Origin of the sequence: Variovorax sp. LjRoot290, assembly GCF_964253985.1 — a bacterium.
In the GTDB taxonomy this organism is placed as follows: domain Bacteria; phylum Pseudomonadota; class Gammaproteobacteria; order Burkholderiales; family Burkholderiaceae_C; genus Variovorax.
The window spans coordinates 336,575-360,818 of sequence record NZ_CAXURW020000001.1 but is presented as its reverse complement, the minus strand read 5'-3'; the positions used below and the strand labels follow the sequence as shown (position 1 = coordinate 360,818).

General features: G+C 69.1%; 26 protein-coding genes. 11 read left to right on the top strand and 15 right to left on the bottom strand.

The window, feature by feature from the left end:
* Positions 1–6 precede the first annotated feature (6 nt).
* The 10 genes from ACSQ9A_RS01875 to atzF form a co-directional block, all read right to left on the bottom strand.
* Positions 7–927 (bottom strand): ABC transporter permease, encoded by a 921-nt coding sequence (locus tag ACSQ9A_RS01875; RefSeq protein WP_436302491.1) that lies wholly within the window; start codon positions 925–927, stop codon positions 7–9.
* Positions 924–2,003 carry an ABC transporter permease gene (locus tag ACSQ9A_RS01870; RefSeq protein WP_436306237.1) on the bottom strand — a complete coding sequence of 360 codons (1,080 nt, stop codon included), beginning with the start codon at positions 2,001–2,003 and terminating at the stop codon, positions 924–926. The genes ACSQ9A_RS01875 and ACSQ9A_RS01870 overlap by 4 nt, the downstream gene beginning before the upstream one ends.
* Positions 2,004–2,117: 114 nt before the next feature.
* On the bottom strand, positions 2,118–3,233 hold the full coding sequence (locus ACSQ9A_RS01865) for a BMP family ABC transporter substrate-binding protein (RefSeq protein WP_436302490.1): 1,116 nt from the start codon (positions 3,231–3,233) through the stop codon (positions 2,118–2,120).
* A 39-nt stretch (positions 3,234–3,272) separates the two neighbouring features.
* On the bottom strand, positions 3,273–3,653 hold the full coding sequence (gene hpxZ / locus ACSQ9A_RS01860; RefSeq protein ID WP_436306236.1) for an oxalurate catabolism protein HpxZ: 381 nt from the start codon (positions 3,651–3,653) through the stop codon (positions 3,273–3,275).
* Positions 3,654–3,664: 11 nt separating this feature from the next.
* Positions 3,665–5,092 (bottom strand): AtzE family amidohydrolase, encoded by a 1,428-nt coding sequence (locus tag ACSQ9A_RS01855; RefSeq protein WP_436302489.1) that lies wholly within the window; start codon positions 5,090–5,092, stop codon positions 3,665–3,667.
* Positions 5,089–5,295 carry an AtzG-like protein gene (locus tag ACSQ9A_RS01850; RefSeq protein WP_436292376.1) on the bottom strand — a complete coding sequence of 69 codons (207 nt, stop codon included), beginning with the start codon at positions 5,293–5,295 and terminating at the stop codon, positions 5,089–5,091. The genes ACSQ9A_RS01855 and ACSQ9A_RS01850 overlap by 4 nt, the downstream gene beginning before the upstream one ends.
* Entirely contained in the window at positions 5,292–6,125 is an 834-nt protein-coding gene (locus ACSQ9A_RS01845; RefSeq protein WP_436302488.1) for an ABC transporter ATP-binding protein, read from the bottom strand. Before ACSQ9A_RS01845 ends, ACSQ9A_RS01850 begins: the two co-directional genes overlap by 4 nt.
* Positions 6,122–6,958, bottom strand: coding sequence for an ABC transporter permease (locus tag ACSQ9A_RS01840; protein ID WP_436302486.1), 837 nt, complete (start codon positions 6,956–6,958; stop codon positions 6,122–6,124). The genes ACSQ9A_RS01845 and ACSQ9A_RS01840 overlap by 4 nt, the downstream gene beginning before the upstream one ends.
* A 2-nt stretch (positions 6,959–6,960) precedes the next feature.
* Entirely contained in the window at positions 6,961–7,962 is a 1,002-nt protein-coding gene (locus ACSQ9A_RS01835) for an ABC transporter substrate-binding protein (RefSeq protein ID WP_436302485.1), read from the bottom strand.
* Entirely contained in the window at positions 7,959–9,692 is a 1,734-nt protein-coding gene (gene atzF / locus ACSQ9A_RS01830) for an allophanate hydrolase (RefSeq protein ID WP_436302484.1), read from the bottom strand. Before atzF ends, ACSQ9A_RS01835 begins: the two co-directional genes overlap by 4 nt.
* 212 nt (positions 9,693–9,904) lie before the next feature.
* On the opposite strand from atzF, the gene ACSQ9A_RS01825 reads away from it, so the two are divergent.
* Positions 9,905–11,041 carry an IS110 family transposase gene (locus ACSQ9A_RS01825; protein ID WP_436302483.1) on the top strand — a complete coding sequence of 379 codons (1,137 nt, stop codon included), beginning with the start codon at positions 9,905–9,907 and terminating at the stop codon, positions 11,039–11,041.
* A 331-nt stretch (positions 11,042–11,372) separates the two neighbouring features.
* Here the strand turns inward: ACSQ9A_RS01825 and ACSQ9A_RS01820 are convergent, their stop codons facing one another.
* The 3 genes from ACSQ9A_RS01820 to ACSQ9A_RS01810 all read right to left on the bottom strand — a co-directional run bounded on the left by ACSQ9A_RS01820 (position 11,373) and on the right by ACSQ9A_RS01810 (position 12,900).
* Positions 11,373–11,744, bottom strand: a complete 372-nt coding sequence (locus ACSQ9A_RS01820) for an Atu4866 domain-containing protein (RefSeq protein ID WP_436302482.1) — start codon at positions 11,742–11,744, stop codon at positions 11,373–11,375.
* A 14-nt stretch (positions 11,745–11,758) separates the two neighbouring features.
* The gene (locus ACSQ9A_RS01815) at positions 11,759–12,349 is read right to left on the bottom strand and encodes an SDR family oxidoreductase (protein WP_436292373.1); all 591 of its coding nucleotides are present in this window, start codon (positions 12,347–12,349) and stop codon (positions 11,759–11,761) included.
* A gap of 107 nt (positions 12,350–12,456) precedes the next feature.
* Positions 12,457–12,900 (bottom strand): nuclear transport factor 2 family protein, encoded by a 444-nt coding sequence (locus tag ACSQ9A_RS01810; RefSeq protein WP_436302481.1) that lies wholly within the window; start codon positions 12,898–12,900, stop codon positions 12,457–12,459.
* A gap of 111 nt (positions 12,901–13,011) precedes the next feature.
* Between ACSQ9A_RS01810 and ACSQ9A_RS01805 the strand changes: the two genes are divergently transcribed.
* A complete protein-coding gene (locus tag ACSQ9A_RS01805; protein WP_436302480.1) occupies positions 13,012–13,995 on the top strand; it encodes an NAD-dependent epimerase/dehydratase family protein in 984 nt (327 codons plus the stop codon).
* Between the two features lie 12 nt (positions 13,996–14,007).
* On the opposite strand, the gene ACSQ9A_RS01800 is transcribed toward ACSQ9A_RS01805, so the two are convergent.
* Complete coding sequence (locus ACSQ9A_RS01800; protein WP_436302479.1) at positions 14,008–14,841, bottom strand: M48 family metallopeptidase; 834 nt, start codon at positions 14,839–14,841, stop codon at positions 14,008–14,010.
* Positions 14,842–14,877: 36 nt separating this feature from the next.
* On the opposite strand from ACSQ9A_RS01800, the gene ACSQ9A_RS01795 reads away from it, so the two are divergent.
* From ACSQ9A_RS01795 to ACSQ9A_RS01755, 9 genes are all read left to right on the top strand, one after another.
* A complete protein-coding gene (locus ACSQ9A_RS01795) occupies positions 14,878–16,209 on the top strand; it encodes an AmpG family muropeptide MFS transporter (RefSeq protein ID WP_436302478.1) in 1,332 nt (443 codons plus the stop codon).
* A 24-nt stretch (positions 16,210–16,233) separates the two neighbouring features.
* On the top strand, positions 16,234–16,506 hold the full coding sequence (locus tag ACSQ9A_RS01790; protein ID WP_436292369.1) for a FitA-like ribbon-helix-helix domain-containing protein: 273 nt from the start codon (positions 16,234–16,236) through the stop codon (positions 16,504–16,506).
* Between the two features lie 46 nt (positions 16,507–16,552).
* Positions 16,553–16,954, top strand: coding sequence for a type II toxin-antitoxin system VapC family toxin (locus ACSQ9A_RS01785; protein ID WP_436302477.1), 402 nt, complete (start codon positions 16,553–16,555; stop codon positions 16,952–16,954).
* An 82-nt stretch (positions 16,955–17,036) separates the two neighbouring features.
* The gene (locus ACSQ9A_RS01780) at positions 17,037–18,230 is read left to right on the top strand and encodes a beta-ketoacyl-[acyl-carrier-protein] synthase family protein (protein WP_436302476.1); all 1,194 of its coding nucleotides are present in this window, start codon (positions 17,037–17,039) and stop codon (positions 18,228–18,230) included.
* Entirely contained in the window at positions 18,227–19,030 is an 804-nt protein-coding gene (locus ACSQ9A_RS01775; protein WP_093104281.1) for a beta-ketoacyl synthase chain length factor, read from the top strand. The genes ACSQ9A_RS01780 and ACSQ9A_RS01775 overlap by 4 nt, the downstream gene beginning before the upstream one ends.
* 10 nt (positions 19,031–19,040) lie before the next feature.
* Positions 19,041–20,669 (top strand): NAD(P)/FAD-dependent oxidoreductase, encoded by a 1,629-nt coding sequence (locus ACSQ9A_RS01770; protein WP_436302475.1) that lies wholly within the window; start codon positions 19,041–19,043, stop codon positions 20,667–20,669.
* 81 nt (positions 20,670–20,750) lie between these two features.
* Positions 20,751–21,464 (top strand): response regulator, encoded by a 714-nt coding sequence (locus ACSQ9A_RS01765; protein ID WP_436302473.1) that lies wholly within the window; start codon positions 20,751–20,753, stop codon positions 21,462–21,464.
* An 11-nt stretch (positions 21,465–21,475) separates the two neighbouring features.
* Positions 21,476–22,660, top strand: coding sequence for an ATP-binding protein (locus ACSQ9A_RS01760; protein WP_436292365.1), 1,185 nt, complete (start codon positions 21,476–21,478; stop codon positions 22,658–22,660).
* A gap of 150 nt (positions 22,661–22,810) precedes the next feature.
* Positions 22,811–24,070, top strand: coding sequence for an O-antigen ligase family protein (locus ACSQ9A_RS01755; RefSeq protein ID WP_436302472.1), 1,260 nt, complete (start codon positions 22,811–22,813; stop codon positions 24,068–24,070).
* On the opposite strand, the gene ACSQ9A_RS01750 is transcribed toward ACSQ9A_RS01755, so the two are convergent.
* Entirely contained in the window at positions 24,036–24,242 is a 207-nt protein-coding gene (locus ACSQ9A_RS01750) for a zinc-finger domain-containing protein (protein ID WP_093104289.1), read from the bottom strand. The genes ACSQ9A_RS01755 and ACSQ9A_RS01750 overlap by 35 nt on opposite strands.
* Positions 24,243–24,244: the final 2 nt, after the last annotated feature.

Genomic DNA, 24,244 nt, shown 5'->3' with positions numbered 1-24,244 from the left:
CCTTTCTCAGCGGGTCGACGACAGCTCGCCGGGACTGCCTGCCGCCACGCTGCCCGGCTTGCAGGTCAGCACCAGGATCACCAGCGTCAGCACATAGGGCACCGTGTTGAAGAGGTGGTAGCCCCAGCCCACGCCGATCGATTGCAGCGCCGGCCCGATGGCACCGGCACCGCCGAAGAGCAGCGCCGCGCCGATGCAGCGCAGCGGACTCCAGCGAGCGAAGATGACCAGCGCCACTGCGATCAGCCCCTGCCCGCTCGAGATGCCCTCGTTCCAGCTGCCCGGATAGAAGAGCGTGAGCGAGGCTCCACCGAGCCCGGCGATAAAGCCGCCCGCCGTGGTGGCCGCGATGCGCAGCCCCGCGACCGAATAGCCGAGCGCACGCGTTGCATTGGCCGAGTCGCCCGCCATGCGCACCAGCAAGCCGATGCGCGTGCGCGCAAAAGCCCACCACAGCAGCAGCGCGACCGCGATGCCGATCGGCACCAGAGCGTTGACCTGCAGCGCCGAGCGCACCACCGGGTTGTCGCTCCAGTCGCCGAGCGGAATCGCCGGCAGCTGCGGCGCCTGCGGCTGGATCAGCGGCTTGCCGAGGTAAAACGCGAGCCCGGTGCCGAACAGCATCAGCGCAATGCCGGTCGCAACGTCGTTGACGCGGTCGAGCGAGCACAAGAGGCCATGCAGCAGCGCCAGCAGCGCACCGGCCGCGGCGCCGATCAGCACGCCGAGCCAGGCCGAGCCGGTGAGCCAGGCGCCGCCGAAGGAGGCCATGGCCGACAGCACGAGCACGCCTTCGAGGCCGAGGTTGATGCGGCCCGATTTCTCGGTCAGGCATTCGCCGAGGCTCACGAAGAGAAAAGGTGCGCCGACGCGCAAGGCGCCGCCGACGATGCCGGCCACAAGTGCGATCCATTGGTCGGCGGTCATACCGGCTCCTTGCGCATCTGCGGCTCGGCGGGACGCGGCATGCGGTTCTTGAGCAGCGTCTTCCAGTCGACCATGCGCAGCCCCTCGCTCGCAAGAATCAGCACGAAGGCGATGCCCTGCAGCACCAGCACCGACGCATCGGGCAGGCCGAGCCGCCGCTGCAGCAGGCTGCCCGCGGCGCCGAAGCCGCCGAACAAGATCGCCACCGGAATCACGGCCACCGGGTTGTGGCGCGCAATGAAGGACACCAGGATGCCGGCATAGCCGTAGCCCGCGATCAGCGAGGCATTGGCGTTGGTGTGAACCGCCGCGACTTCGACCGCGCCGGCCACGCCGGCACAGGCGCCGCCGAGGCCGCAAGCGGCGAGGATCAGCCGGTTCGCGGGCAGCCCGACCAGCTGCGCGGTGCGCGGATTGCCGCCCACCACCCGAACCGCAAAGCCCGAGGCCGTGGCGCGCAGCCACAGCCCCGAGGCCAGGCAGGCCACGATGCCGATCGCGAGCCCCCAATGCACGTCCGAGCCGCCGATGCCGCCGATGGCCAGCCCCTCCGCGAGCGAGCGCGTGGCCGGCTTGTTGAGGCTGGCAGGATCGCGCAGCGCGCCCTCGACCCAATGCTTGAAAAGCCCGATGGCGACATAGGCCAAGAGCAGGCTGCTGATGGTTTCGTTGATGCCGCGGTACTGGCGCAACCAGCCGGCCAGCGCGATCCACAGCGCACCGGCCAGCGCGCCGGCGAGGCACAGGGCTACGGTGCCGATCGCATTGCCCGGCAGCGGCAGCGCATAAGGCAAGGCCGCGCAGGCCAGGCCGCCCAGCACCAGCGCGCCCTCGCCGCCGATCACGACCAGGCCGGCGCGCGCGGGGATCGCGACGCACAGCGCGGTGAGCATCAGCGGCGCGGCGCGCTGCAAGGTGTTCTGCCACGAGAACCAGTCGCCGAAGGCGCCCTTGAAGAGGATGACCCAGACCTCCAGCGGACTCACGCCGGCGAACCAGACGAAAACGCCGAACAGCAGCAGCGCCGCCGCGATGGCGAACGCCGGGAGGGCGGCTTCTTTCAAGGCGTTGGGCATGATCATTGATGCAGGTTGCCGGCCGCCGCCGGGCCGCCCCAGGGCGGCCGGGCCTCCCCCTCGGGGGGTGGAGTTACACGAGCGCAGCGAGTGAAAAGCCGGGGGGCAAACATTTCAGCCGATCGAGCCGACCACGCCTTCCACGAGGTAGTTCATCTTCTCGAGCTCGAGGTCGGTCTGCTTGAGCGCCTTGCCGGCGGGAATGACGACCACGCCCTTGTTGTCCTTCAACCCACCCTGGAAGATGTCGAAGCTGCCCGCGATCATCTTGCCCTTGATCTCGTCGGCATTCTTCTTCGCCGCGTCGCTCACCATCGGACCGTAGGTCGAGGTCTTCACGTAGCCCTCCTTCAAGCCGCCGCGCAGGAAGTTGGGATGCGGCTTGCCGGCCTGCGCCGCTTCGATGATGGTCTTGTAGGCCGTGAGCCAGTTCCACTCGGCGCCGGTGAGGTAGGCGTTGGGCGCCAGCTTGGCCTGGCTCGCGTGGTAGCCGCAGACCATCTTGCCGCGCTTGGCCGCGGTCTCGACCACCACCTTGGGGCCGTCGACGTGCATCGTGAAGACATCGCAGCCCTGGTCGGCCAGGCTGTTGGTGGCCTCGGCTTCCTTGACGGCCATCGACCAGTCGCCGGTGAAGATCACGCTGCAGGTGATGCCGGGCTTGACCGAGCGCGCGCCCATGGTGAAGGCATTGATGTTGCGCAGCACCTGCGGAATGGGCTTGGCCGCGACGAAGGCGATCTTGTTGCTCTTGGTCATGTGGCCGGCGATCACGCCGTTCAAGTACTGGCACTCGTCGATGTAGCCGAAGAAGCTGCCGGCGTTCTTCGGATGCTTGCCTTCGGACCAGAGGCCGCCGCAGTGCGAGAAGCGCACGTCGGGGTTCTTCGGTGCCACGGCCAGGATGTGCGGATCGAAGTAGCCGAAGGAGGTGGGGAACAGCAGCTTGGCGCCGTCCTGCGCGATCATGCCGGTCATGGTCTTCTGCACGGCCGCGGTCTCGGGCACGTTCTCTTCTTCCACCAGCTTGATGCCGGGCATCTTCTTGAGCTCGGCCGCGGCCTGCGCATGCGCCTGGTTGTAGCCGTAGTCGTCGCGCGGGCCGACGTAGATCACGCCCACGGTCAGCGGCTTCTGCGCGCTCGCCAGCGCGTTCCAGCCGCCGAGCGTGGTGGCGGAGGCAAGTGCGGCGAGGGACTTGAGGGAATCGCGGCGGTTGAACTGGCTCATGGTTGCTCCTGGAAGTGGGTGGGGACTGGGAGGGATTGATCAGGCAAGCAGGCTCACGTGCGCGGCCACCACGCGCCAGCCCTGGTCGGTGCGCATCCAGGTCTGGCTCTGGCGTCCCGTCTTCGCGCTGCCTTCGCGGCGGAACTCGATGTTGGCGGTGGCGAAGTCGCGGCCATAGGTGGTGATCGCGGTGCGCAGCACGTCGCGTGCCAAGCCCTGCGAGGGCCGCGCGGCGCGGAAGGCCTGGATTTCTTCGTAGCCGTAGAGGTTCTCGGTCGCGCCGTAGCGCAGCGTGTGCGGGCTGTTCCAGAACAGTTCGTCGAGCACCTCGACCTTGTTGTGGGCCAGCGCGTCTTCGTAGCGCGCGAAGGCGGCCGTCACTTCGGCCAGCACGTCGGGGAGGTTGATCTCGGGCGTCATCGTGTCGTTCTTCACGAGAGGGTGGCGACGGGCGACTGCACCACGCCGGCCGATTCGAGCGCGGCGGCCACGCGCAGCACCAGGTCTTCGCGCCAGGGCGCGGCGATCACCTGAACGCCGATCGGCAGGCTCGCGTGCGCACCCCACACCGGCACGGCGCACACCGGCAGGCCGATGCACGAGATGGGCTGGGTCAGCACGCCCATGTTGGGCCGCACCTGCACGCGCTGGCCGTTGAGCTCGAACCATTCGGCGCCGATGGGCGTGGCGGCGCAGGGCGTGGCCGCGGCGAGCAGGATGTCGAAGCGCTCGAAGACCCGCGCCGCCTGCTCGGCATAGAGGCGCCGCACGCGCTGCGCGCGCGCCACCCAGGCGGCCGGCAGCAGCGCGCCGGCCAGGAAACGGTCGCGCGAGAGCGGCTCGAAGTCCTGCGCGCGCGTGCGCAGATCGCTCAGGTGCAGCGCTGCGCCTTCCGAGTTGGTGATCAGGAAAGCGGCGGCGCGCCCGGCCTCGACCATCGGCAGCTCGACGGTGCGGCTCGCGCCCAGTGCCTGGGCCACGGCGTCGACCGCGGCGAGCGCCTCGGGCTGTGCGCGCTGCCGGAACCAGCCGCCGAGCACACCGACGCGCAGGCCCTGCACGCCGCGCGACAGCAGGTTGGCGACCGGCTCCACGGCGCGCTGGGCGCAGCCGGGGTCGCGCGGCGCCAGTCGTTCCGGTCCCTGCATGGCGTCGTAGGCCAGTGCCAGGTCGCGCACCGAACGTGCAAAGGGCCCGAGGTGGTCCAGGCTCGAGACGAAGGGATAGCTGCCGGTGCGCGGCAGCCGGCCGAATGTGGGCTTGAGCCCGAACACGCCGTTGAGCGAAGCGGGAACGCGGATCGAGCCGTTGGTGTCGGAGCCGAGCGCGAGCGCCACCTGGCCGGCCGCCACCGCGGCGCCGGAGCCGCCGGAGGAGCCGCCGGCGATGCGGTCGAGGTCATGCGGGTTGTGGGTCGCGCCGACATGGCTGTTCTCGGTCGTGAAGCCGTAGGCGTACTCGTCCATGTTGAGCGCGCCGACCAGCACCGCGCCGGCGCTTTCGAGGCGGCGCACCAGCGTCGCGTCGCTGCGAGCGGGCATGCGGTCGCGCTCGATCTTCGAGCCGGCCAGTGTCGGCAGGCCGGCGATGTCGAACAGGTTCTTGACCGCGAACGGCACGCCGAGCAGCGGCAGCTCGCGCGTGCGCACGCCGTGCGCGGAGGCCAGCGAGGCATCGACCTGGCCGGCGCGGCGCAGCGCGCGCTCGCGGACCACCTCGGTGAAGGCGTTGACGCGGCCGTCGGTCGCGGCGATGCGGTCCAGGCTGGCCTGCGCCAGCGCGACCGCGCTCACCGCGCCCGAGCGCACCGCCTGCGCCATCACGGCGGCATCCTGCAGCAGCAGGGCGGCGGGTGTCATGCGCCGGGCTCCGGGGGGACGACCGGCGAGAAGTGGACGGCCGGTTCTGCGTGCGGGTCCAGCGGCACGGCCTCCACCACCTCCGCGAATTCGGCCGCGAGCGCGAAGTAGCGCAGCACGCCGGCGCGATGGTCGGGCCGCAGCTTCAGATCGAGCGCGGCCGCCGCGGCATCGACGTAAGCCTCGATCTGCCTGGGCGTCATCGTCTCACCTCGCGTTGGAAGATCTCGAGGCTCAGCTTCTTGGTGCTGATGAAACTCGGCGCGCTCAGCGTCTCCAGCGTGCGCGGGCGCGCGTCCGCGTAGTCGAGGATCTCTGCCACTTTCGTCGGCCGCTTGGTCAGCAGCAGCACCTGGTCGGCCAGGTACACCGCCTCTTCCAGGTCGTGCGAGACCAGCAGCATCGTGGTGCCGGTCTGCATGAAGACTTCCTGCAGTTTCTCGCGGATGAAGAGCGTCATCTCGAAGTCGAGCGCGGAGAAGGGCTCGTCGAGGAACAGCACCTCGGGATTCGGCGCCAGCGCGCGCATGATCGAGGCCGTCTGCTGCTGGCCGCCCGAGAGCTCGTACGGATAGCGGTGCAGATCGAACTTGACGTCGAAGGAAGCGACCAGTTCCGCCATGCGCCGGTCGACCTCGGCCTTGGAGCGGCCTTCGAGCTTGAGCGGGTAGGCGATGTTGTCGATGGTGCGCATCCACGGGAACATCGCTTCGCGGTAGTTCTGGAACACGTAGCCAATCTTGGTGTCTTTCAGCGACTTGCCGTCGAACAGGATCTCGCCCGAATCGATCGGAATCAGCCCCGCGATCATGTTGATCAGGGTCGACTTGCCGCAGCCGTTGGGCCCGAAGACCGAGACGATCTTGTGTTTTGGAATGTCGAGGTCGAAGTTCTCGTACAGCGGCCAGCCTGCGAAGTACTTGGTGAGGCCGCGGATGGTGATGTGCGTGCCGGCGGGGCCGGGCGCGAAGACGGGCTTCGGCACATCGGCGTACACCGGGCCGTTGATGACGGTGTCGGTGGCAGCTCTCATCTTCCGCTCCAGTGCACGATGCGGCGCTCGGCCAAGAGGAAAAGGATGTTGAGCGCATAGCCCAGCGCGCCCGCCGCGAGGATCGCCGCGTACATGCTCTTGACGTTGAGCACCTGCTGCGCATCGATGATGCGGTGGCCCAGGCCGTTGTCGGAACCGATGAACATCTCGGCCACGATCACGATCACCAACGCCATCGAGACTGCCGAGCGCAGGCCGACGAAAGAAGGCTGCAGGCTCTCCCACACCAGCACGTCCTTGAAGATCTGCCAGCGCGAGGCGCCCATCACGCGCGCTGCCATCACGCGCTGCTTGCGCGCGTTGATCACGCCGTAGGCGCTGTTGAACACCACGATCAGCAGCGCGCCGAAGGCCGCGATGGCCACCTTGTTGACGTCGGACACGCCGAAAATCAGGAGGAACAGCGGGATCAGCGCAGACGACGGCGTGGAGCGGAAGAAGTCGATCAGGAACTCGACGCTGCGATAGGCCTTCTCGTTGCTGCCGAGCAAGACGCCCAGCGGCACGCCGATGGCCGCCGCGATCAGGAAGGCCTGCAGCGTGCGCCAGACCGTGACCGCGAAATCCATCAGCAGCGGGCCGCCCGCCAGGCCGGTAACCAGCGCCGCGATGGTGTCGGCCGGCGTCGGCAGCAGGATCGGCTTGATGAAGCCGAGCCGCACCACCAGGTCCCAGAGGATGAACAGCACGATGGGGCCGATGGCGGGCAGCCACTTGCTCCATGACGACTTCTTCGGCGCGGCAGCGGCCGCGGCGCCGGCGGCTGCGGTCCAAGGCGCGGCAGCCGCGGGGCTGGTGCTCGTGGTGGCCATGATCAGCCCTTGTAGAGCAAGCCGTCCACCGGCACCTTCTTCTCGAAGATGCCTTTCTCGGTGAACAGGTCGTAGAACTTCTGGAAGTAGGCGACGTCGCTGGGCTTGAACTCGTTGTAGAGCATGTACGAAGCCAGCGGCACCTCGGCCGTGAGCGCACCCTCGATCGCGGTGTAGCCCTTCATGTGTTGCCGCGCGTCCCCGGGCTTGGTGCGCACAAGCTCGACGCCGCGCGCGTAGGCGGCGATGAATTTCTTTGCTGCTTCGGGATTCTTCTTGATGAATTCGGTGGTCAGGCTGGCGGCGCCGCCATGCCACGGCGCCATCGGATCGCCGAGGATGTACTTGGCGACGACGCCGGCCTCGATCATGCGCGTGGTGCCGTTCATGCGGCCGACCGTGCCCGTGGGCTCCAGTGTGTAGCAGGCATCGACCTGGCCTGCGACCAGCGATGCGACGTGCTGGCCGATCGGCAGTTCGGAGACCATCGCGCCGGTGGCGCCGGCGCGCTCCAGCATCGTCTTGCACAAGGTCATGTTCTGGATGCCGGGACCGGAGGCGACCTTCTTGCCCTTGAGCTCGGCCATGGTCTTGATCGGGCTGTCCTTGGCGACGATGAACTCGTCGAGCACGAACTTGGCGTTGCTCGGGTTGGTGCAGAAGATCTTGAACAGGCCGGGCTGCGCGATCTCGCCGATGGCGAGGTTGGCCGAGCCGGTGCCGTTGGAGCTGCCGTCGGAGCGGCCCGAGAGCATCGCTTCCATCACCTGCTGCGCGCCGGCGAACTTGAGCGGCTCGACCTCGAGGCCGGCTTCCTTGAAGTAGCCGCGATCGATGGCCGCGAAGAAGGGCAGGCCCGCCGCCACCGGCCAATAGCCGATGCGGATCTTCGGCGCGGCCTGGGCCAGCACCAGCGAGGGTGCGGCGAGCGCGGCGATGCCCGCGGCGCCGGCTTGCAGCACACGTCGGCGCGACGCGGCGGGTATCGAGTTGACGATGCTCATGGAACACTCCTTGTCGTTGCCTTGCGGGACTCGATGTAGCGGCGCCAGCCGCCCAGATGCGTAATGTCTTCGGCGCCTTCGAGCGCCAGCCCTTCGCAGAGAAAGCCCTGCACGCTGCTGCCGTCGGCCAGCGCCAGGGTGCCGATGCCGAGCGGCGCCGGAATCAGCGACACGAAGGAGCCGTAGTGCGCGAGCGGCATCTGCCACACCTCGACCGCGATCGCCGCACCTTTCGTGCCCGGCACGCGCACCAGTCCGGGCTTGGGCGGCACCGTGCCGGGCAAGGCGTAGAGGCGGTAGTGCGGCGCGGTCGCCGTCTGCGCCACGAGCGTGGCGCCGCGCTCCGTCAGCTGGCCGTTCAGCGGCATGCCCGACAGGTGTGCGCCGACCACCGCGAGCCTGACCATGGGCTCGGCCGCGATCAGCGGCAGCGCCTCGGGCGCGGGCAGCGGCGCACCGGTCGCGCCCAGCGGCAGGCCGGTGGCGTGGTGGAAGCGCTGGCCCAGTTCGGCCAGCTGGAAGTCGCTGCCCGAGCGGCCGATCAGCGTGATGCCGAAGGGCAGGCCGTCCTCGCGCAGGCTGCTCGGCACCGAGATCGCCGCATAGTCGAGCAGGTTCACGAAGTTGGTGTATTCGCCCAGGTTGCGGTTGAGCGCCACCGGCGCGGCCTGCATCGCGTCGGTCGTGTAGTGCGCGGGCGCGGTGGGCACCAACAGCACGTCGATGTCGCGCCACATCGCGGCCGCGCGCTGGCCGAGTGCGTGCAGCTTCGCGCGCGCATCGACGAAGTCGGCCGCGCTGTAGCGCCGGCCCGCGGCCAGGATGCCGCGCACCGGCTCGATCACTTCGCTTTCATGCGCGTCGAAGAAGCCGCGGACGGCGGCATAGCGCTCGGCGACCAGCGCGCTGTCGTAGAGCAGCGCGGCGGCTTCGGCCAGCGGCGCGTAGTCGATCGCCACCGGCGTTCCGCCCAGGGCCTGCATCTGCGCGACGGCGCGTTCGAAGGCGACCGCCGACAGCGCATCGCCGAAGAAGCGCGGCGCCGAGGGCAGGCCGAAGCGCAAGCGCGCGGGCAAGGGTTCGGCGGCGAGCTTCAACTCGCGCGAATAGGGATCTTCGGCATCGAAGCCCATCGCCGCCTGCAGCACGCGCGCGGCCAGGCCCACGGTCCTTGCGAAGATCGACACGCAATCGACGCTCTGCGCCGCCGGCACCACACCGCGCGCGCTGATCAGGCCGCGCGAGGGCTTGATGCCGACGATGTTGTTGAGCCCGGCTGGCACCCGGCCCGAGCCCGCGGTGTCCGTGCCCAGGGCGAAGTCGACCTGGCCGGTGGCGACCACGTAGGCCGAGCCGGAGCTCGAGCCGCCCGACACGTAGCGCGCATCGAAGCTGTTGGGCACGGCGCCATAGGGCGAACGGGTGCCGTTCAGGCCGCAGGCGAACTGGTCGAGATTGGTCTTGCCGGCGAGGCTTGCACCGGCATCGAGCAGCCGCTGCACCACATGCGCGTGGGTGGCCGGCGTATAGGCGAAGGCCGGACAGGCCGCCGTGGTCGGCATGCCGGCGGCGTCGATGTTGTCCTTGGCGGCGAAGCTGAGGCCGGCGAGCGGGCCGGCGGGTGCGCCGGCCAGCGGCCGGTTGAGCCGCGCGATCCATGCCTGCGCGGCCCACTCGTTCACCGGCTCTGGCGCCTCGCCGCGAAGCGAGGCAATTTCATGCACCATCATCAAGCATCCTGTCTTGTGTACAAGACGAGATGCAAGTGGCGTGCCAGCGGAATGCGGCGCAAGGCCGCTGTCCCGGTTGGGCTAGACAGAATGGCTTGAGCCGTTAGGAGGCCCGTCTCCGGGACTATCGTGGGTTGCGCACCGTTGGTGCGCCGAGCCACAACGCTGGACCCCGAGGGGCGGACAGCGTGCAACGTGCAAGGAGACGGGCCATGAGTCAATCTACCACCACTGCGGCCACCGTTTACGTTGGCCTGGACGTCCACAAGGACAGCATCGACATCGCCCTGGCCGAGGCCGGCCGTGACGGCGAAGTGCGCCATCTGGGCGCGGTTGCCGGCGGCGTCGTTGCCGTCACCAAGGCCCTGCGCCGCCTGGTCAGCCGGGGCCATTGCCTACATGTCGTCTACGAAGCGGGCCCCTGCGGCTTCGTGCTGCAGCGCCACCTCGCCGCGCTGGGCTATCACTGCGAGGTAGTGGCGCCCTCGTCCATCCCCAAGCGCTCGGGTGATCGGGTGAAGACCGACCGCCGCGATGCCTTGATGCTGGCGCGCCTGGCGCGCGCGGGTGAACTCAATGCGGTGCGCGTGCCCGACGCCGTGGACGAGGCGCTACGCGACCTGGTGCGGGCCCGCGAGGACGCGGTGCGGGAACAGCGCAACGCGCGCCACCGGCTGAAGGCGCTGCTGCTGCGCAGCGGCGTGGTGTACTCGGGCAAGAGCGCCTGGACGGCGGCGCATCTGCGCTGGCTGGCCAGCCTGGCGCTGCCGCACGCCGCGCAGCAGATCGCCTTCCAGGAGTACCTGCACGCGGTGAGCGAATCGGGAGCACGCATCGCAAGGCTGGAGCAGTCGCTGCGCGATGCGTTGGCGGGTTGGTCGCTGGCACCGGTGGTGGCCGCGCTTCAAGCACTGCGCGGTGTGCAACTCATTGCCGCGGTCACGCTGGTGGCCGAGATCCAGGACTTCCACCGCTTCGCCAACCCTCGCCAGTTGATGGCCTACCTGGGCCTGGTACCCAGCGAAGCCTCCAGCGGCCAGCGCCGCCGCCAGGGCGCCATCACCAAGGCCGGCAACTCGGCGGCGCGGCGCATGCTGGTGGAGGTGGCGCATCTGTACCGCTATCCAGCAAGAGTCAGCGCAGACATCGCCAAGCGCCAGGCGGACCTGCCCAAGGCCGTGACCGACATCGCCTGGACTGCGCAACTGCGACTGTGCACGCGCTTCAAGAGGATGAGGGCGCGGCACATGCCGCACAACAAGGTCGTCGTGGCCATCGCGCGCGAACTCTCCGGGTTCGTATGGGCCATCGCGCGCGAGGTGACGCCGCCACCGGCGGCCTCAACCTGAACCAGCGATGGCCTGGCACACATCACCAAGGAGGCGCCCTATCGAACAACCATCTTGAGGCCGGATCGGGAACGCGGCGCAGCCACGGCCACAGGGGAATCCTCGGGAGCGCTATTGCACAGCCACGCCAGTGACCGACCGCAGACCCTAGAAAGCAGGCAGCCCCGCGACGAACACATGAACTGTCGGTAGCCAATCCACGCATATCAGCATGATCAACCGTCGCTTACGCACTCGGGCTCCGTCGCGTTCCCGATCCGGCATTCACGAAAGATTCTGCAATCCGGCACCCGGAGGGTTCGGTTCGCCCTCTTGACAGGATCAAGCCATATCAGCGCTTGTGCTCGCGGTACAGCAGCATGCCCGCGTGGTAGAGCACGCCGTCACGGAACTCGCCGTCGGCGGTGAAGCCGGTGTCGTCCACGTAGTCGATGTGATCGCCGGCGAGCACATAGCGGCCCTGATAGGCGCTCTTGCGATTGCCGCGCGCCTCGTCGTAGCGTCCGCCGGGCAGGAGCTCGTGGCGGATGTAGCCGTCCTTGGTCACCCACATGCCGGCGTAGGCGTTCTGGTCGTTCGATCGGTTGTTGGTGGTCGTCATTGCCTTGGGTCCTTGAATCGAGTCGGGGGCGCGTTGCGCGTCGGCGGGCGGCGCCGTCATGACGCCCATGGCGAGGCCGAGCAAAAGCAGATGGCTGTGCATGGTCGGGCTCCTTTTCAGTGGGGGCTCGCCGTCGGGCGCGCGATGATTTCGCTGGCGTCCACGTCCTCCGGCTGCTCGATCGCAAAGGCGATGGCACGCGCGATGGCCGTGGGCGACTCGGTCACGCCCGGCGAGATCACGGTGACGCGGATGTCGCCGCCCGCCTCCTGGCGCAGCCGTTCGGAGATCGCGTGCACCGCGAACCTGGAGGCGCAATAGACGAACTGCCCGCAGCCCTGCGCGCGCATGCGCGGCAGGCCGGCGGCGATGCCGTGCAGCACGCCGCGCACGTTGACGTCGAGCATGCGGTCCCACTCGTCGACCTTGAGTCCGGCGTTGTTGACGATCACGTCGACGCGGCCGAAAGCCTCGGTCGCCTCGTCGATGAAACACTGCATGCTGGCGCGCCGCGTGACGTCGAGCGCCTGGTAGCGCGCCGAACCGCCGGCTTCGACGATCTCATTGGCGAGCGCATTCAGCCGGCCGATGCGGCGGGCCCCGAGCAGCACGCGCGCGCCGCGCTGTGCCAGGAGCCTGGCGGTGGCTTCGCCGATGCCGCTGCTCGCGCCGGTGATGGCGACGACTTTTCCTTCGATTCCTGACATGTTGCGTTCCTTGGCTGCGGGGGAGTGGAACGAAGTCTAGGAACGAGGGAGCATGAGGCGGTAGCCGATTCGCCCGCGCTTCTTGCCTGATCCTGCAAGGCGCAGCTTCAGAGCACGGACAGCGGCTCGAACGCAACGCCCTGGCCGGCGGCCTGCCTGATCGGCTCCGGGTCGACGCCGGAGCGCAGCGCGCGCAGCAGCGCGGTGTCCATGTAGACGCGCTCCTCGGCGATCTTGCCGTCCCTCAGCCGAAACTTGTCGACACCGCGCCAGTCGAAGCGCTTGCCGCCGACTTGGCGCGTGCACTGCCATTCGATGATCACGATGTCGCCGCGCGAGCTCCAGTCCAGGAGCTGCCAGACGAGGTCGGGCGCGGCCTCCCGCTGCACGTCGTTCAGGCGCCCGAGCTCGTTGCCGGCAATGGGGCGATCGACCAGCGGCGTGCGCAGCACCCCGTCCGGATGCCAGAGCGCGAGAAAGGCCTCGCCATCCCTCGTGGCCCATGCGGCGGCGAATTGGGTGATGAAATCCTGGATCTCCGCGTCGGTCATGGATCGGCTCGCTTTCGTTGTAATGACGCAGCGATGATCGCGAAGCGCGGTGCACTTGCCCGGCCATATCCGGACATCATCATCCGAGCAAGCACTCATGAAAGGTCTACCGTGAAGATTCTCGTGACCGGCAGTTCCGGCCACCTCGGCGAGGCGCTGATGCGCAGCCTGCAGGCCACGACGCACGAGGCAGTCGGCATCGACGCGCTGGCGTCGCCGTACACACGCCATGTCGGTTCGATCGCGGACCGCGCCCTCGTGGCCCGCTGCATGCGGGGCGTCGATGCCGTGCTCCACACCGCGACACTGCACAAGCCCCACGTGGCCACGCACAGCCGCCAGGACTTCGTCGACACCAACATCACGGGCACGCTGAACCTGCTGGAAGAAGCGGTGGCCGCAGGCGTCGGCGCCTTCGTCTTCACCAGCACCACCAGCGCCTTCGGCCGTGCGCTGACGCCGCCGCCGGGGGCGCCGGCGGCCTGGGTCACCGAGGACGTGGCGCCGGTGCCGAAGAACATCTACGGCGCCACCAAGGTCGCGGCCGAGGACCTGTGCGAGCTGTTCCAGCGCCAGCAGGGGCTGCCCTGCATCGTGCTGCGGACCTCGCGCTTCTTTCCCGAGGAAGATGACCACCGGCATGTTCGCGAGCGCTACGAGGACGCGAACGCGAAGGTCAACGAGTTCCTGCATCGCCGGGTCGACGTCGAGGACGTGGTCGAGGCGCACCTTCTCGCCATCGACCGCGCGGCCGGGATCGGCTTCGGCCGCTACATCATCAGCGCGAGCTCGCCCTTCACGCGCGAGGACTTGCCGACGCTGCGCACCGACCTGCCCGCGGTGGTGGCACGCCACGTGCCGCAATTCGAGGCCGAGTACGCGCGGCGCGGGTGGCGCATGTTCCCGGAGATCGACCGCGTCTACGTCAACGATCGCGCACGCGCCGAGCTCGGCTGGCAACCGCGCCACGACTTCCAGGCGGTCATCGAACGCCTGCGCACCGGTGGCGACCATCGCAGCGCGCTGGCGCAGGCGATCGGCTCCAAGGGCTACCACGCGACCGTCTTCGCGGACGGCCCCTATCCGGTGGAATAGCTCGAAGACAGCTCAGCCGCGCTTCGCCGCGCGGTAGAGCCCTTCGACCTTGGGCACGTTGGCCTCGAGCTTGGCGATGCGGTCCGGCCCGCTCGGGTGCGTCGAGAGAAAGTTCAGCCCGCCCTGGTTCTTCGAGGCCTGCGCCATCTTGTTCCACAGCGAGATCGAAGCCTTCGGATCGTAGCCGGCGCGCGCGGCGAGTTCGAGCCCGACCAGGTCGGCATCGGTCTCGTCGCTGCGGCTGAACTTGAGCGTCAGCAGTTGCGTGCCGGCCCGCGCCGCAAGGTCGCCGGCCTGCCCGAGGCCCAGCAGCTGGGCCGTGATCGACAGCGCGGCGCCCGTGCCCGCGCTCTTGGCCAGGCGGGCGCGCGCATGCTCGCGCAGCGCATGCGCCATCTCGTGGCCCATCACGATCGCGACCTCGTCGTCGCTGAGCTTGAGCTGGTCGAGGATGCCAGTGAAGAAGGCGATCTTGCCGCCCGGCATGCAGAAGGCGTTGATCTGCTTGCTGCCGATCAGATTGAGCTCCCACTTCCAGCGCGCGGCGCGCTCGTTCCATTGCGCCGCGAACGGGATGATGCGTGCCGAGATGGCGTGCAGGCGCTGCAGCTGAGCATTGCCCTCGCCGGCCAGCGCGCCCTTGGCCCTGGCCTGCGCCATCAGCTCGCCGTATTGCTGCACGCCGGCCTGCTCGACGTTCTCGGCCGGTACCAGGTTGCGCGCCACCGAGGACTTGCCGACCTCGACCTGCGCGAGCGCCGGCGTCACCGCGGCCGCGCCCGCAACCAGCAGAAATGCGCGGCGGGCTTGCCAGGTTCCGGAGCGAGAAGTGCAGCGCAAACACATGCGGGAATAATAAGAGAGCCCCAAAGACCCTCATTCATGTCCGCACCCCCGGCTGACGAAGCCTCTCCTGCCCTGCCTTGGCGCGACGCGCTCAAGGTTTATCTCGAACCGGCCACGCTGCGCATGCTCGCGCTGGGCTTCTCCGCGGGCCTGCCTCTGCTGCTGGTGCTGGGCACGCTGAGCTTCCGGCTGCGCGAGGCGGGCATCGACCGCACCACCATCGGCTACCTGAGCTGGGTCGGCCTGGCCTATGGCTTCAAGTGGGTGTGGGCGCCGCTGGTGGACCGGCTGCCGATCCCGCCGCTGACCACGCTGCTCGGGCGCCGCCGCGGCTGGCTGCTGCTGGCGCAGGCGACGGTGATCGCCGGCATCGTCGGCATGGCTTTCAACGACCCGCGCGCCGGGCTCGCACCGCTCGTCTGGTGCGCGCTGCTGGTGGCTTTCGGCTCGGCCACGCAGGACATCGCGCTCGACGCCTTCCGCATCGAATCGGCCGCCACGCGCAAGCAGGCCGCGCTGGCGGCGGCCTACCAGACCGGCTACCGGCTCGCGATGATCTGGGCCGGCGCCGGCGTGCTGTGGATCGCGGCCTGGGCCGAGATCGCCGGCGCCGCGGGCTACCAGAACGGCGCCTGGAAGGCCGCCTACCTCGTGATGGCGGCTTCGATGGCGGTGGGCGTGATCACGGTGCTGCTGTCGCCCGAGCCGGTGCGCGTGGCGCTGCCGAAGGCGAAGAACGCGGCCGAGTGGCTGCAAAGCGTGCTGATCGAGCCCTTTGCCGACTTCATCCGCCGCTACAAGTGGCAGGCCGCGCTGATCCTCGCGCTGATCGCGGTCTACCGCATCAGCGACGTGGTGATGGGCATCATGGCCAACCCCTTCTACGTCGACATGGGTTTCACCAAGGACGAGGTGGCGACGGTCAGCAAGATCTACGGCGTGGTGATGACGCTGGCCGGCGCCTTCGTCGGCGGCGTGCTGTCGATGCGCTTCGGCGTGATGCGCGTGCTGATGCTGGGCGCGGTGCTGAGCGCCGCGAGCAACCTGCTGTTCGCCTGGCTGGGAACGCGCGGGCACGACCTCACCGGCCTGGTGCTGGTGGTCTCGGCCGACAACCTGGCCGGCGGCATCGCATCGGCCGCCTTCATCGCCTACCTGTCGAGCCTGACCAACATCAGCTACTCGGCCACGCAGTACGCGCTGTTCAGCTCGCTGATGCTGCTCTTGCCCAAGTTCATTGCCGGCTACTCGGGCGTCTTCGTCGACCACTACGGCTACAGCGCCTTCTTCATCGGCACCGCGGCGCTGGGTGCGCCGGTGCTGCTACTGGTGGCGCTGGCCTCTCGAGCCTTCAAATCGGCGCCATAATGACTCCATTTCGCAGGCATTCGAGTGGCCAATCTGTCGATCAAAGGCGTTCCTGACGATATCGCCGAGCGCCTGCGGCAACGCGCCGCACGCAACCACCGCTCGCTGCAAGGCGAGCTGATGGCCATCATCGAACAGGCCGCCGGGGAGCCGAAGCCCGTGCCCTCCCACGCCTTTCAGCGCGCGAGCAAGTCCATCGAACAGATCGCGGCCGAGCACCGCGCCCGCTTCCCGCAGCCCATCGCCCACGGCCCCGACGCGGTCGACATCATTCGCACCGAACGGGACGTCCGGTGAGGGCGCCGGCCCCCGCTCCCCGCGCCGCCGAACCGCCGAACCGCCGGTGCCCTACCTGATCCGGCCGCCGATGGTGGTCGACTGCAGCGCGCTCAGTGCCGTGCTGTTCGACGAGCCGATGCGCGATGCCGCGCTGGCGCGCCTGGTCGGCCACAGCCTGCACGCGCCGAATCTGCTCGATCACGAGATCGCGAGCGTCGCGCTCAAGAAGCTGCGGCAGGACTGGCCTGCGGACTCCGTCGCGCTCGCGCTGGGCGACTACCACGCCGACGACATCCAGTTGCACCCGGTCGACATCGCCGCGCAATATGCGCTGGCGCAGCGCTACCAGATCTCGGTCTATGACTCCGCCTACCTGTGGCTCGCGGCCGAGCTCCGGGCGCCGCTCGCCACCTTCGACCCGCAGCTTGCCGCCGCTGCCCAGGCGCACCTCAACGGCGCGCCTTGAGCCGGGGGATTGACCGACATCGCGATCCGGCAACCAACTGGTAGTCTTGCGCCACGTCCATCCCACCCCTTTCCCCAGCACCGTGCCCTCCTGCATTCCTCCTCTTCAGATCAGCGCCTACACCGCGACCTCGGCCGTCGGCATCGGCAAGGAAGCCCTCGTAGCCGCCCTCGAACAATCGAAGAGCGGCCTGCGCGCCAACGATTTCGGCGCCACGCCGCTTCCGACCTGGATCGGCCGCGTCGACGGGCTCGAATCGCTCCGGCTGCCCGAAGACCTGGCCGGCTGGGATTGCCGCAACAACCGCCTGGCCTGGCTCGGCTTGCAGGCCGACGGCTTTATCGAAGCGGTGGCGGCGGCGCGCGAGCGCTACGGCGCGGCGCGCATCGCGCTGGTGCTCGGCACCTCCACCTCGAGCATCGGCGAGACCGAACTGGCCTACACGCAGCTCGACGCCGACGGCGGCTTCCCGGCCGATCAACGGCGGCCCCTGGTCCACACGCCCCATTCGCTCGCGATGTTCGTGCAGCAGGCGCTCGGGCTCGAAGGCCCGGCCGAGACCATTTCGACCGCCTGTTCGTCGAGCGCCAAGGTCTTCGCTTCGGCCGAGCGGCTGATTCGCCTGGGCCTGGTCGACGCGGCCGTGGTCGGCGGCGTGGACACGCTGTGCGGCAGCGTGCTGTTCGGCTTCAATTCGCTCGAGCTGGTCTCGCCCGAGCCCTGCCGGCCCTTCGACGCCACTCGCAACGGCATCAGCCTGGGCGAGGCCGCGGGCTTCGCGCTGCTCGAGCGCGGCGCCGGCAGGCTCGAACTGCTGGGCTACGGCGAGGCGAGCGACGCCCACCACATGTCCACACCCCATCCCGAAGGCCTGGGCGCGGAGCGCGCGCTCGACGATGCGCTGGCGCGCGCCGGCCTCGCGCCCGACGCCATCGACTACATCAACATGCACGGCACGGCCAGCATGAAGAACGACGAGGTCGAGGGCGCGCTGGTGGCGCGCCGCTTTCCAGCAGGCACGCATGCGAGCTCGACCAAGGGCTTCACCGGCCACACGCTGGGCGCGGCCGGCATCGTCGAGGCGGTGATCAGCCTGCTGGCCATCGAACGCGGGCTGAAGCCGGGCACCGTCAACACCACCACGCTGGATGCCGAATGCGGCCCGCAGATCAGGCTGCAGCCCGCGCACGGCGAGGTGCGTTACGCGCTCTCCAATTCCTTCGGCTTCGGCGGCAACAACTGCTCGCTGGTGTTCGGCAAGGGGGCGCGCGCATGAAGACGCCGACCCTCTACATCGAAGGCCCGGCCTTCTGGGCGCCGACCCTGCCGGGCTGGGAGACCGCACGCGCCGTGTTCCGCGGCGAGGCGCAGCCGGCCGATCCGCTGGCCAAGCGGCCTTCGCCGCAGTTGCTGGCGCCGGCCGAGCGGCGGCGCGCGCCCGACACGGTGGCGCTCGCGCTCGAGGTTGCGGCGGCCGCGATCGCCGCCTCGGGCCGCGACGCCGCGCAGCTGCCCTGCGTGTTCGCCTCGGCGCACGGCGACCTCGGCATCAACGACTACATGTCCAGCACGCTCGCCAGCGACCCCAAGCTGCTGTCGCCGATCAAGTTCCACAACTCGGTGCACAACGCGGCGGTGGGCTACTGGACCATCGGCACCGGCTGCATGGCGGCGAGCAATTCGGTGTCGGCCTACGAAAGCAGCTTTGCGACCGCCCTGCTCGAGGCCGCGGCGCAGTGCGCGGCCGACCAGGAGGCGGTGCTTCTGGCCGGCTTCGACGTGCCCGCCGTGGGCGCGCTCGCCTCGGTGGTCACCAGCCGCGAGCTGCTGGCCGTGGCGCTGGTGCTCGCACCTGCGCGCACCGAACGCACGGTGGCCTCCTTCGAATGGTCGCTCGCGAGCGGCGCGCCGGCCGCGCCACGCCCGCCTTCCGATGCGGCGCGCGCGTTGAAGGCCAATGCGATGGCCGACGCGCTGCCCTTGTTCGAAACCCTGGCGCGCGGCAAGCCGGAGGCGCTCGCCCTGCCGCTGTCGGCCACGCTGTCGCTGCAACTGCGGCTCGAACCGCAGGGCTGAGGAAGCCGCCATGAACCCCATCCTTCGCCGGCACGATGTCGTGATCATGGGCGGGGGACTGGCGGGGCTCACGCTCGCGCTGCAGCTCAAGCGGCGCTTCGCCGACATCGACATCGTGGTGCTGGAGCGCCGCGCGCATCCGGTGCCGCATGCGGCGCACAAGGTGGGCGAATCCTCGGTCGAGATCGGCGCGCACTACTTCGACACGGTGCTGGGCCTCAAACCGCACATGCACGGCGCCCAGCTGCGCAAGTTCGGCTTCCGCTTCTTCTTCAGCGAGGGCCGGCGCGACATCGACCAGGTGACCGAGATCGGCGCCAGCCGCTACCTCGCGGTGCCGAGCTACCAGATCGACCGCGGCATCTTCGAGAACTACCTGGCCGAGGAAGCCACGCGCCGCGGCGTGCGCTTCGTCGACAGCGCACTGGTGCGCCGGATCGAGCTGGCCGACGACCCGCGCGAGCCGCACCGGCTCAACTGGACGCAGGACGGCGAAACCCACCTCGTCCACGCGCGCTGGCTCATCGACGCCTGCGGGCGCGCCGGCATGCTCAAGCGCAAGCTCGGGCTGGCCGAGCCCAATGCGCACGACTGCAATGCCGTGTGGTTCCGCATCGGCGAGCGCATCACCATCGACGACTGGTCCGACAACGCCGAGTGGCGAGCGCGCTGCGAGCCGCAGGCGCGGTGGCTCTCGACCAACCACCTGGTCGGCGCCGGCTACTGGGTCTGGCTGATTCCGCTGGCCTCGGGTTCGCACTCGGTCGGCATCGTGGCCGACCCGCGGCTGCATCCGATGGAAACCATCGACAGCTTCGACAAGGCGATGGAGTGGTTCCGGACCTGGCAGCCGCGCCTTTTCGACGAACTCGACGGCAAGCGCCACCTGCTGCAGGATTTCGCCTTCTTCCGCGACTTCTCGTACGGCTGCAAGCAGGTGTTCTCGGGCCGGCGCTGGGCGCTGACCGGCGAAGCGGGGCTCTTCCTCGACCCCTTCTATTCGCCGGGCAGCGATTTCATCGCGATGAGCAACACCTACATCACCGACCTGATCGCGCACGACCGCGCCGGGCGCTCGGTGGATGCGCGCGCCCAGCTCTACGACCAGATCTACCACTCCTTCTACGAAAGCACGCTCGCGCTCTACACCGACCAGTACCCGCTCTTCGGCGACCCCGAGGTGCTGCCGGTGAAGGTGATCTGGGACTACACCTACTACTGGGGCGTGCTTTCGCAGATCTTCTTCCAGCAGCGGCTGACCGACCTCGCGCTGCTGGGCAGCCTGCGCGACGAGCTCCAGCATTGCCAGCGGCTCAACTTCGCGGTGCAGGACTTCCTGCGCGCATGGTCGGCCGTGAGCGCGAAGCGCAATCCGGCCGTGATGCTGGACCAGGCCGCGCTGCCGTGGTTTGCCGAACTCAACCGCAGCCTCAACGATCGGCTCGACGACGAAGCCTTTCGGACACGCATGCGGGCCTCGGTCGAACAGCTGCGTGCGCTGGCCGGCGAGATCCTGCTGCGCGCCACCCGGGAGCACCCGGGCCTCGACGGCCTCACCCTGCGCGCCGTGCTATCCGAGAAAATGACGGCCGCCTCGCATGGCCCGGCGCCCGCCTCCATGCTCTTCGCGCCGAACTGATCGATACCAGTCGCTTCGAGGTTTACGCCAACTTTACGGAGCGTTCAAGCCTGCTTGGCGCCACAGGGAGAACCTACAACCATGAGCACCCCCCAACTCCTGATGATCGAAGATGACGCCCGCCTGGCGCAGATGGTGGGCGAATACCTCACCCAGTCGGGCTTCGGCTTCAGCCACGCCGCGGATGGCGCCAGCGGGCTCGAGCTGCTGCAGCAGCGCTCGCCCGATCTCGTGATCCTCGACCTGATGCTGCCGGACACCGACGGCCTCGAGGTCTGCCGCCGGATTCGGGCCCTGCCCAACGGGCTGGCCAAGGTGTCGGTGCTGATGCTGACCGCCAAGGGCGACCCGATGGACCGCATCATCGGCCTGGAGATCGGCGCCGACGACTACCTGCCCAAGCCCTTCGAGCCGCGCGAGCTGCTGGCGCGCATCCGCGCCGTGCTGCGCCGCCGCAGCGAAAGCACGAGCGCGGCGGCGGCCGCCACCGTGATGCGCTTCGGCACGCTGGAGATTGACCGCAACGCGCGCACGGTCACGGTCGCCGGGGCGCCGGCGGACCTCACCTCCTACCAGTTCGACCTGCTGGTCGCGATGGCCGAGCGCGCCGGCCGCGTGCTCACGCGCGACCAGATCATGGAAGCCGTGCGCGGCCGCGAGCTCGAGGCCTTCGACCGCTCGATCGACGTGCACATGGGCCGCATCCGTGCGGCGATCGAAGTCGACGCCAAGAATCCGAAGCGCATCCTGACCGTGCGCGGCGTAGGCTACGTGTTCGCGAAGCAGCAGGACTAGGACAGCCCCTGATGTTGCGCAATCTCTACCGGCGCCACCTCTACGTCCGCATCTGGCTGGCGGTGGTGGCCGGCGTCGTCATCCTCACCCTCACCGCCAACTGGATCGTGCGCGAGGCGGCCGAGAACGAGCGCGAGCGGCTGTCGGCCGTGCCGCGCGAGGTCGTGGTGCTCAACAACCAGGACCGCGCCATCGGCACCGGCAGCGCCGTGCGCGTGCCCGGCCAGGGGCTCGAATTCGACGTCACGCTCGAGGACGGCCGCGCGCTCTCGCTGCGCGTGGCGCCGCGCCCGCGCCCGAGCGGCACCAGCGGGCTGACGGCCTGGCGCACGCCTTTCGGGCTGGGCTGGATGGTCGCACTGGTCGGCGTCGCCGTGGCGCTGGGCGTCTACCCGATCGTGCGTCGGCTCACCAAGCGCCTCGAGGCGCTGCAACGCGGCGTGCAGCGCTGGGGCGAAGGAGACTTGTCGGTGCGCGTCGCCGAAGAAGGGCAGGACGAAGTGGCCGATCTTTCCAATCGATTCAACGGGGCGGCGGCCCGCATCGAGCAACTGGTGCGCTCGCACAAGTCGCTGTTGGCCAATGCCTCGCACGAGCTGCGCTCGCCGCTCACGCGCATCCGCATGGGACTGGAACTGATGGGCGAGCGGCCGAGCGAGGCCGCGCGCGAGGAAATTGCGCGCAACATCGCCGAGCTCGACCAGCTGATCGACGAGATCCTGCTCGCGAGCCGGCTCGACGCCAAGGAAGCCGACATGGGCACGGTCGAAACGGTCGACCTCACCGGCCTGGCTGCCGAAGAGTGCGCGCGCGTCGATGCCGAACTCGACGTGGCCGAAGACGCCAGCAGCGACGCGCTGACGGTGCGCGGCGTGCCCCGCCTGCTGCGGCGCGCGATCCGCAACCTGCTCGAGAACGCGCGGCGCTACGGGGCCGGCGAGATCAGCGTGCAGCTCGACAGCACCAGCAGCGCCGCCGAGATCCGCGTCAACGATCGCGGCCCCGGCGTGCCGGCCGCGCTGCGTGATCGCATCTTCGAACCCTTCTACCGGCTGCCGGGCGCCAGCGAGCGCAACGGCGGCGTGGGCCTCGGCCTGGCGCTGGTCAAATCGATCACCGAGCGCCATGGCGGCAGCGTGCGCTGCGAAGACCGCCCCGGCGGCGGCGCCAGCTTCGTCATCGCACTCCCGAACTAAGGCCTCCCGGCTTTTCACTGCGCTTCGCTTCGTGTAACTCCACCCCCGAGGGGGAGGCGCGCCCCGCCTTGGGGCGGCCCGGCGGCGGCCGCCGAAGCTGACCGCCCAGGTCAGGAAACGGTGCGGCGGCGGCACCTAAAATCCGCCCCCATGCAGAGATCGCAAATCGTCCGCCCCGCAGCCATGTTCTGGGGGCTGACGGTGTTCATGCCGGTCGGCGTCCCCTACCTCGCTTTCTTCCTGCTGCTCGTCGCGCTGCTGGCGGCCGGCGACTGGCGCGAACGCGCCGTCCGCCTGCGCAGCAACCCGATGTGGTGGCCGGTCATCGTCTACGTGGTGTGGACGCTGGTGGTGCTGGCGCTCGGGCCCTACTACCCGCAAACGCCGTCGAACCTGGTGCACGGGCTGCGCATCGCGGCCACGCTGCTGATGGCGCTCGCCCTCACGCGCGAGGAAGCCCTGTGGGCGCTGCGGGGCTTCTTGCTGATGGCGCTGGTGAACATCGCGATCATCGCGGCGCACCACGCGTTCGGCTTCCAGATCGTGGAAGCCTGGCGCGGCGTGGTGATGCCGGTTGGCAACAAGTCCATCAGCAACGCCCTGCTGTTCACCGTCGTGGGTGCGACGGCGGCCGTGTTCGGGCTCGCCGCACTGTCGGAACGCCATCGCTGGCAGGCCGTACCCGCATTCGCGATCACGCTGGCCGTGGTGATGATCATCTTTTTCAAGCTGGATTCCCGCACCTCGCTGCTGGCGATGCTGCTGGTCATTCCGGCCGCTTGCCTGCACCAGTGGCGGCGAAGGCTCGGCGTGCTCATGCTCGCGATGATCCTGGGCGGGGCCCTCGTGGCCGCAGGCCTGTGGAGTTCACCGGCGGTACAGCGCAAGTTCGAGCTCGGCGTGCACGAGATCGAAGCGGCGCAAGGCGGCGCGGTGTCCGAAGGCAGCTGGGTGGTGCGCTACTACATGTACCGCGACACGGGGCGCATGATCGTCGACCGCCCGTTCGCGGGCTGGGGCATCGGCGGCTGGACCGAGCAGTGGCACCTGCGCGGCCCCAAGCTCCTGGCCGACTACAACATGCCGCACAACGACTTCCTGTGGATGGGTTCGCAGACCGGCATTCCGGGCGCGCTGAGCCTGCTCCTCATCATCCTGACCGGCATCTGGCTGGCCTGGCGGCGCGACGACCTGATCGGGCGCTATGCCTTCGTCGCGCAGCTGATCCTCCTGATCGCCACCAACGCCAATTCGGCGCTGCGCGATGCGCAGATCGGACTCAGCCTGCTGTGGGTGGCGACGATCTACCTGCGGCTCGCGCAGGAGCCGGGGGATTCATGGCGCGGATTGATACCGCGCCGGAGCCCACCCGTCCTCAGTGGCGATGCGCCACAGCCTCGCCCGCTTTGAGCCGGTAGACCGTGCCGCAATAAGGGCACTTGGCCTCGCCGCTGCGCGCCACGTCGAGATACACCTTGGGGTGCGCGCTCCACAGCTTCATGTCGGCCTTGGGGTTCGGGCAGAACACGCCGCCCTGGTGGTTCAGGTCCGTGGCCAGCAGTTCGATCACAGCATTGGACATTG